The sequence below is a fragment of the uncultured Roseobacter sp. genome, assembly GCF_947495275.1.
In the GTDB taxonomy this organism is placed as follows: Bacteria; Pseudomonadota; Alphaproteobacteria; order Rhodobacterales; family Rhodobacteraceae; genus Roseobacter.
The window spans coordinates 1-8393 of record NZ_CANLYL010000037.1 but is presented as its reverse complement, the minus strand read 5'-3'; the positions used below and the strand labels follow the sequence as shown (position 1 = coordinate 8393).

5 protein-coding genes and 1 pseudogene are annotated in these 8393 nt (G+C 52.7%); 4 read left to right on the top strand and 2 right to left on the bottom strand.

Annotated elements, in window-relative coordinates; genetic code table 11:
* Positions 1 to 679 precede the first annotated feature (679 nt).
* Positions 680 to 2536: a methyl-accepting chemotaxis protein gene (locus Q0802_RS24460; protein ID WP_298922624.1), complete on the top strand. Its 1857-nt coding sequence runs from the start codon at positions 680 to 682 to the stop codon at positions 2534 to 2536.
* Positions 2537 to 2731: 195 nt separating this feature from the next.
* Here Q0802_RS24460 and Q0802_RS24455 read toward each other — a convergent pair whose 3' ends face one another.
* Entirely contained in the window at positions 2732 to 3844 is a 1113-nt protein-coding gene (locus tag Q0802_RS24455) for an IS30 family transposase (protein WP_298922623.1), read from the bottom strand.
* 782 nt (positions 3845 to 4626) lie between these two features.
* Here Q0802_RS24455 and Q0802_RS24450 point away from each other — a divergent pair.
* The 3 genes and pseudogenes from Q0802_RS24450 (at position 4627) to rpsU (ending at position 7477) form a co-directional block, all read left to right on the top strand.
* The gene (locus Q0802_RS24450) at positions 4627 to 5019 is read left to right on the top strand and encodes a hypothetical protein (RefSeq protein ID WP_298922622.1); all 393 of its coding nucleotides are present in this window, start codon (positions 4627 to 4629) and stop codon (positions 5017 to 5019) included.
* An 822-nt stretch (positions 5020 to 5841) separates the two neighbouring features.
* Entirely contained in the window at positions 5842 to 7095 is a 1254-nt protein-coding gene (locus tag Q0802_RS24445; protein WP_298922620.1) for an MFS transporter, read from the top strand.
* A gap of 230 nt (positions 7096 to 7325) precedes the next feature.
* Positions 7326 to 7477: pseudogene (gene rpsU / locus Q0802_RS24440) on the top strand (30S ribosomal protein S21).
* Between the two features lie 16 nt (positions 7478 to 7493).
* Here rpsU and Q0802_RS24435 read toward each other — a convergent pair.
* On the bottom strand, positions 7494 to 8042 hold the full coding sequence (locus Q0802_RS24435; RefSeq protein WP_298922619.1) for a 2OG-Fe(II) oxygenase: 549 nt from the start codon (positions 8040 to 8042) through the stop codon (positions 7494 to 7496).
* Positions 8043 to 8393: the final 351 nt, after the last annotated feature.

The following is an 8393-nucleotide window of genomic DNA, read 5'->3' as shown; positions in this document are numbered from 1 at the left end:
GGATACATATGAGCGACTTCCGAGAACGTGCGAAGAAATCAATTGCGAACAGCAGCCGGTACATACATTTGGGCCGCTTGGGGTACCTTTGATCTGCATACCCTTTAGAAAACGGCAACGCATTGCCAGTGCATTTGCACCCGCGAATAGGGGAAATGTCTGCACTTACAAACGAGACAATATGACTTCCCGTAAGAACAATATCCTTCGCATGCCGAAAAGCGCCTCAGGACCTTTCCTGGCCTGCAAGGAAAATCAAAAAATTTTGCCCACTTTATCGTGTTGAGATCTCTCGCGAATTAACCGAAGCGAAAAACATTTTCGGTATCCGCTCACGAATGATCAAATCTTCGCTTTGGATAACCGGTGTCTTCGTGTTTACGCTGGCCATTGGGCCAGTGTCCGTTGTCGCGTCTCAGTCGGGTCTGCCAGACAATGCAGGTGTCTATTTGGTTTTCGAGTTCGGATCATCAGCGAGTCTAACCAGGGACATGTCATCGTCTGGAGCTCAGGAGCTCGGACCAATTCGCCCTCCGCTGTCACGGATGATCCTTGCATCCCAGACGGCACACGATCAGCTCCAAGCCTCTGGCTACATAATGATACCTGCCAGTGCACTGGCAGCGCTCTGTGGCATTGAAGTCCCAAAAATCAACCAAGTTCCGAGGGCCTAATTCTCATGTTTGCATCATTACTGTCTGCACCAGCCCGTATGGTATTTATTATTGCCGCCTCACTCATTCCATGTGCGATGCTCGCCGCATTCGTGATTGGTGGAAACCTGTTGATGACAGTCGCTATCTCGGGGGCTTTTCTCGGCCTGGGACTGATAATGGGACGGAGCCAGCCCAAGCTACTGGCGGTCGGCGCAGCTGTCGCTTTGATTGGCCAGGCCATTGCGTTTAACCAGGTATTTCAGGGGCACCCCTGGCAGATTGATACCCACATGCTGTACTTTGCCCTGCTTGCAATTTTGGTGAGCTTGCGCAGCGTCCCAGCCGTGTTGACCGCCGCTGCAATCATCGCGGTCCATCATGTTTCTATGACGATACTTATGCCATCCTTAATCTATCCGTCGGGCGGGGTTCTTGAAAACATCGGACGCACCACATTTCATGCCGTGATTGTCGTTCTGGAAACCGCAGCTCTCGTCTTAACGGTCGTTCAGTTGCAACGGCTCAATAAAGAGATGCAAGTCAAGGCAGGTGAATTAGAGGAGAGCTTGAAACTATCTGACCAAGCACGTCATCAAGCTCAAAACGCACAGGAAGATGCTGAATCAGCCAGACAGGAGGCAGAGACTGCTGCACAACGTGAAGTCGAAATGGCGAAGGAAAAAGAAGAGGCGGATCGTAAGGCAGCCGAAGTGCGGGAAGCGATGATGATCGACCTTGGGAAATCTTTCGGCACCGTTGTGGAAGCCGCTATCAACGGTCAGTTTTCCAAACGAGTGGATGCGAAATTCTCTGATCGGATCCTCAACGAGCTTGCAGAGAACATCAACCAACTGTTGGGTACCGTTGATCAGGGCCTTTCCACAACAGGTGAAGCGTTGGAACGTGTTGCCCGTGGGGATCTGACGAAGCCTATGGACGGCGACTTCCAAGGGGCGTTCGGCCATCTACAGGAGAATGTCAATAATATGATAGACGGGCTCAAGTCTCTCATCGTTGATATTTCAGGCAGCGGCAACACTCTTGTTTCATCGTCAGCTGAGTTGCGCGATACTTCCGAAGCACTATCGAAACAAGCTGAACAGAATGCAGCTTCTCTGGAAGAGACGTCCGCGGCTCTCGAGGAACTTTCTGCAAGTATCAAGCAGGTCAGCGGGAGTGTCGCAGACGCAAGCAAGAACGCACAGACAGCCCGCGATACGGCCCAGTCCAGTGAAAAAGTTGCGGCTGATGCCGCAGACTCAATGGCAAGTATCGCTGACGCTTCAAAAGAGATCACCCATGTGGTCGGTGTGATCGACGACATTGCTTTTCAGATTAATCTGCTTGCATTGAATGCTGGCGTTGAAGCGGCGCGCGCGGGAGAGGCTGGTCGTGGCTTCTCTGTTGTCGCCTCCGAAGTCCGACAACTCGCCCAAAGAGCCGCCGAAGCTTCGAAGGAAATAGCAGCCGTGATCACAAAAAGTGATGCAGCGGTTTCTGAGGGTGTCGAAAAAGTTTCCGACGCGAAGTCTTCGCTGGAAGCGATTGTTGATAGCGTTGTCAGCATCTCGAAAGGGGTCGAGGAGATATCTATCGCAACGTCAGAACAGGTGAATGGCATAGGCGAAATTACAACCGCTGTAAGTCAAATTGACCAAAACACACAGAAACAGGCGGCCTCATTTGAGGAAGTCACAGCTGCAAGTGCCTTGCTCGCAAGCGAGGCTGATAATTTAAAGCAATCGACGGCAAGTTTCCGGACCGGCCAGGAAGCTAAAGTTGTCAAAATGGACAGACCAGCCCCGGCTCCAGCACAGTCCAAAAGTGCTGTCGCAGGTGGCGGTGGACGCGCGAGCCACGACGGTTGGGACGAATTCTGATTGCTCTGACTGCCAGGCAAATAGCTCTCAACGTTTTTGTGATGTCCAACCCTTTTTGTCAGAGAAAGATGGCTATTTCAGTCGACGTAAACAAATGAGAGCGGCCATCGGGTCGAGTATAGCGAAAGCCCGGTCTGTCCTGTGGTTTCAACGGATCGCTGCAACACAGGCTTCAAATTTCTCTGCTGGGGTTTGTTATTGCAACGTTTTTCTGGGGCGTTCGTTGAGCTGGCGTGCGACAGCGCGGAGTTGGGGCTGACTAAAGCCCGATATATCAATGCCTTTGGGGAAGTACTGGCGTAGAAGTCGGTTGGTGTTTTCGTTGCTGCCCGTTTGCCAAGGAGACTGAGGATCGCAAAAGTAGACGTCGATCTTGGTCGCCATAGTGAACTTGCGATGCCCGGTCATCTCCGATCCACGGTCCCAAGTGAGCGAGCGATACAGTTCCTTGGGGAGCTTGCGCGCCTGCTTGATAAGTGCGGTTATGACGCTTTGAGTGTCCTTGTTCTCCACCTTCGCCAACATCACAAATCGTGAATGCCGCTCGACCAATGTGGCAATGTAGCTGTTGTTAGACCCCACGATTAAGTCGCCCTCCCAATGGCCTGGTACGGCGCGATCTTCGACTTCGGACGGGCGTTCACTGATGGGGGTAGCGTCCTTGATCTTGCGCAATTTGAGCCCCTTTTGGATCGCATGCCGAGACCTTCTGATTGCACGCGGACGCCGCAGGCACTCCTGTAATTCCTTCTTCAAAACCCCACGGGTTTGGACATAGAGGCTGCGATAGATCGTTTCATGTGACACGCGGTGGTGCTCTTCATTGGGGTGTTTGCGCTTCAGCCAACCTGCAATTTGCTGCGGTGACCATTTCCGACGCAGCTTGCGCGCAATCAATTGGCACAATGGATCGTTGAACGAGAGCTTACACGACTTGGGCCGCGTTGCGCAGTCCCAGGCGCGCTGGTCTGAGCGCGCGGCACGGTAGGCTTGGCGTCCACCATTTCTGTGAACCTCGCGACTGATTGTCGAAGGGGACCGTTTCAGTCTTTGTGCGATTGAACGAAACGACTGCTCTGCGACAAGCCCGCGGGAAATCTCTTCCCGTTCAACGAGGCTCAAAGCGCATCGCGATCGCCTCCGTTCCGGTGGCCGTATTCCACCGAACTGCGCCAAATGCGGGAAGATCGAAGACGATGCACGATTAAAGTGCCGTCCAATCGAACTCATCGACTCCCCGCGCTGCCATCGATCCCACATCTCTGACTTCTGCTGGTCCGTATAAAACGTCCGTGTGCGATACTTCATGGTGAACACTCCATCTCTCTCAAAAGACTAAAGTGTTGCAGCGATCCGTTGATACCACACCGCAACGCGGACGGAGCAGTTATCCCAGCAATCTACTCAAGTGACCGGAGCTAACCCAAAAGCGCCTTCCCCGGATGGCTACTAAGCTAATGGTTGAGCGTAATGGACACTCACTGATACGATATCGCATCGAGAATCGCAGGCGATCCGGCAAGCCGAAACCTTATGGTCGCGATACACCGACCACATAGTGTATCATAACCTTAAACTCCACAGATCAATTGGCTCAACCGCTTGGATGTCCTCGAATTAGTCGTCAGCTTGGTGGGTGGCACCTTAGGAGGTGCGGCTGTCGTAGCTTTCTTGGGGAGAAATGAGCTGACACCAGTCAGCCAAGCAGAACCCTCAGATGTCGGGCGGCTTTGGTCATCTGAACAAAGCTGTCGGATTACCGCTGTAAGCCCAGTGGCGACATAAAAACGCGCAAAACACTAATACTCGGCAGCGACATTCAAGGGGTGGTTTGGGTTCTTTGAGTTATACTCATCAACATGTTTCAGGCGGTCAGGGAAGGCGGGGCGATCGTGGTTTCCTGATCCAATAACTCCAAATTCAGCCTTCCACAGGCGCTCGACCTTCGACCATTGCTCTTGGTCGTCTATTCTTGGTGCTGAGAAACTGCGCCCCATCTCGTGCATTGGCCTTTCACATTGAGGGCCGGCTGAATTGACGCTCTTAACAGGGTATGCAGGAAGCAAGGCACAAAACAAACAGGAGACAATATGCCTGAGATCACCGGCACAGAGCATGTTAAAAGAGCCATGGGTGAGTGGCACGCTAGCAACCTCGTGGCTGTGAGCGAGTTACATTTAAAGCCAAATATGGCTTCGGGTGGAACCGATCTGGTTTTGGTTGCGCATTTCCAAAAGAGGACAAGCGATGGATGGCCGAACTTCCATGGGAAAATGCACGCTTTTAGGCTGAAGTTTGGCCTTGTCGGAGACTTAAACATCAAGGGGTTTGGAGGTGGTACAAACCAAATTATGGGGTTCGACATCATTGACGCCAGTGACCGAGGGTTGGAAAGAATCAATTTTTTTGTTGAAGACTATGAAGACGGAAAACTGGGGTTCAGTTGCCAAACCATTGAAGTTGAGCCTATGGAAGAAGCATAGGTTGACTACTTAGGTCGAACTTTGACTACTGGACTCAGTTCTTAGGATCAACGGACAGCGGAAGGAATTTAGACAGATTGCCACAAATATTACTCGGGCGTCCACTATTCTTTCCCGCGAAGCCAACCTAGGTTTCGGTAATTCAAATATCGGTTTTGTGCTGTGCAACCGATGTTGAGATTGCCACATTATATGGCAGAAAGGTCTCGCTGATCTGCTGGCGCAGCCAATTCAAACGTTAACTTCGAGCTGCCTACCGGTCGACTGACCAAAACTGTCGATTGGCAGCTTGGAGCCCGAAACTACGGAATGCTGCGACCTGCATCAAGGTCTAAGAATGCTGGAAGCTGTCCTTGAGTTTCGCCATGTGCACTATGTCTGCAACGTGAAATCACCCTTTGTCGCGCTCAGTCGGGTGTTAGGTGGTTGTTCGAATTGGCGAGATTTGAAGTGCTTCGAATTCACCGTGACGTAAGGGCTGCACGAGGCCTGTAGCGGGGCATGGCAATTTGTCCCACGGCGCAGCGATCAAGGTTGCGGTGATTTCACGGTCGGCTTGGGGTAGAGGGCAACAATGACCTCAGCGCTCCGGTCTGGGACCATATTTCGAAAATCGAGGGATCCAGCAAACACTGAAAGCCATTCTTAGCCTTCGTTTGCTTCTTCCCAGCTCAGTCTTTGGCTCATTTCCGATAGCTGAGACCGCAAAGAGATGACCGTCAAACTCAAAATGGGTCGTGAACCATCATCGGTGTCGCCTTTCGAACAGACACCCAAAGAGCGCTGCGTACTTTTCCAGCCATACTTTTAGGCCTGTTAGAGATGTTTGAGCGTCGAATCCCTGAATGGCTACGTCATGCACCCGCACCATCAGTGCGGGGTTTTGCGACCCTTGCCGCATTTGAGGCAGTTGCACGTGGCATCCTGATTTCCGTCTTTCCGGTTGCGATGTACGACGCGCTCCAGGACGCGGTTCTGATCAGTTCGATTTACTTCGTGATCGGTATCATCTCATTGCTGACTGGGCTTCTCGTTCCCTTTCTCAATCGCTGGATAGCGAGGCGATGGATGTATGGCATCGGGGCGATGGCGTTCGTCATTGGATCGGGCCTTGCAACCTTGGGCTCTCCAGAGATGATCGTTCTGGGGCTTGTCCTGAATTCGCTTGCCACGGTCGTAACCTTTGTGTGTTTCAACGCCTATGTGCTGGATTACATCGCGCGGGTCGAGTTGGGGAAATGCGAAACGCTGCGCATGTTCTATTCGGCCCTTGGATGGACCGTTGGCCCTATGCTGGGCGTGCTATTGTGGGAATGGTGGAGGCCCGCCCCGTTCGTGATTTCGGGCCTGGCGGCGGCAGCCATGCTGGGAGCGTTTATCTTTCTGCGGCTGGGGAACGGCAAACAGATCACCCGGGCGCAGAGTGCACCTGTCAATCCGCTGGCATTTCTAGGGCGTTTCTTGCGCCAACCCCGCCTGATCGCTGGTTGGCTCTTTGCGGTTATCCGCTCCTGTGGCTGGTGGGCCTATGTTGTCTATCTGCCTATATTCGCCGTCGAGAATGGTCTAGGAGAAACGCTGGGCGGCACGCTCTTGTCGATCACAAATGCTGGATTGTTCTTGTCGCCGGTGATGCTGAGATGGATGCAGAAACACTCCGTGCGCAGCACAGTTCAAACCGGTTTCATGGCCTTCGCCCTGCTGTTCTGTGCCGCCAGTCTGGTTTCTGTAGCCCCGTCTGCAACTGTCGGCCTGCTCTTTGCCGGCAGTTTCTTTCTTATCCTCTTGGATATTTGTGCCGGACTGCCATTCCTAATGGCTGTTAAACCCTCGGAACGCACCGAAATGTCGGCCGTCTACTCGTCCTACCGAGATGTCTCCGGTATCCTGACACCAGGCGCGGCATGGCTGATCCTGTTGGCCGCCCCGATATCCGGCATTTTTGCCGCTGCAGGTGTGGCAAGCTTGCTGGCTTGGGGGATTGCCGGGCGGCTGCATCCACGCTTGGGCGAAAAGCGTATGAAGCCAGTGAAACCATTGCAAATAGAGCAGCGGATCCTTTTTCATGAGACCTGAGACCTGAGACCTGAGACATGAGACATGAGACCTGAGGCCAGTCGCCAATTGTGCCCTTTTCCTGATGCTAGCGGAATCGCTCCCTTCGACTTCCCTTGTCGCGCGCTCGAAAACAGCGAGGCTCGCGGAACGCCGATGCTGAAACGTGCGATGTCGCCGAAATAATCTTGACAAGATGCGGGTTCTAGCACCTGTCATTCTGGTAAGTCCTCAAAAGTAGAGAAAACCAAATGCAGGTCAGTGTTCGCGACAACAACGTCGATCAAGCACTCAGAGTTTTGAAAAAGAAGCTTCAGAGCGAAGGTGTTTTCCAGCAAATGAAGCTGAAGCAATCCGTCGTGCCTGCAAACTGGCGCGGAAAAAACTGGAACGCGAAACGTAACTCTACGTTCTTCTATCTACCGAAACTTAGGGCCGTGCGCCCAGACGGTTAAAGAATGTCGGGTCCCTCGTGACACAGGCGTCACTTGATGCAGATGAAAACTTGGGAAAATTGTGATGGAGCCCTGCGTCCGGTTTGCGGCGATGATATGCGTGCCCGGCATAACTTCCAGATCACCGCCATCATAGCTTCCGGGCTTGGAAAGCTGCGCGACCAACGTCAGTTTTCGTTTTTGTGCCATTGGGCCATCACCGATGTCGGAATGCCATGTAAAATGACCGCCATCCGTGGCATCGTAGCTGGCAACCTGTGGGCTCTCGGCAAATTCTCTGAGATCAAAGTCGAACCAGTTTCGGTTTGAGGTTCTTACAACGTCGATAAGTCGCTCCATGACCCACGCCATGCCGTCTATCTCATCCAGCCAAACGAGCTTAGCGCGGCGCAGATTATGATCCCGGTTCTGGCCGACAAGCAAAGCTTCTCTCGCTGGAGCTGATGCCACGGCGTTGACGATTGCGCTGCATTCGGCAGGCGTAAATCCATCGTCAATAGAATGTACGTTCACCTGCTAAGTCCCTTGTCCTGAATTGTACTCGACAATGCAGGTCATTTTGCACGCCATGCTTATCCATTTTCGACCAAAGCGCGGGAATACGACCTAAATCCAAAGCAGTACCCTGCTTTTTGAGTGGGTATAGATTGCTGGCGGCTGAAGAGGTGACGCCGGTCTGGAGCGGCTGCAGAGATCAATGGTCGGGCGCGCCCAATTCTGTACTAGGCCCTAAAATATTTACAACTAGTCTATTGTAGCCAACCTCAACGATAGCCATCTCAGTCGTATTGGCACTCAGGTGTGGCGAGTGCCAATGTGTCCCTAAGCATGCCACCCCTACCCGGAAATCCCGAAAAGGAGCAT

Bases quoted from the DNA above. Each gene is read 5' to 3' on its own strand.
- Q0802_RS24460 (WP_298922624.1), top strand. From the start codon at position 680: ATGTTTGCATCATTACTGTCTGCACCAGCCCGTATGGTATTTATTATT.
- Q0802_RS24455 (WP_298922623.1), bottom strand. From the start codon at position 3,844: ATGAAGTATCGCACACGGACGTTTTATACGGACCAGCAGAAGTCAGAG.
- Q0802_RS24445 (WP_298922620.1), top strand. From the start codon at position 5,842: ATGTTTGAGCGTCGAATCCCTGAATGGCTACGTCATGCACCCGCACCA.
- Q0802_RS24450 (WP_298922622.1), top strand. From the start codon at position 4,627: ATGCCTGAGATCACCGGCACAGAGCATGTTAAAAGAGCCATGGGTGAG.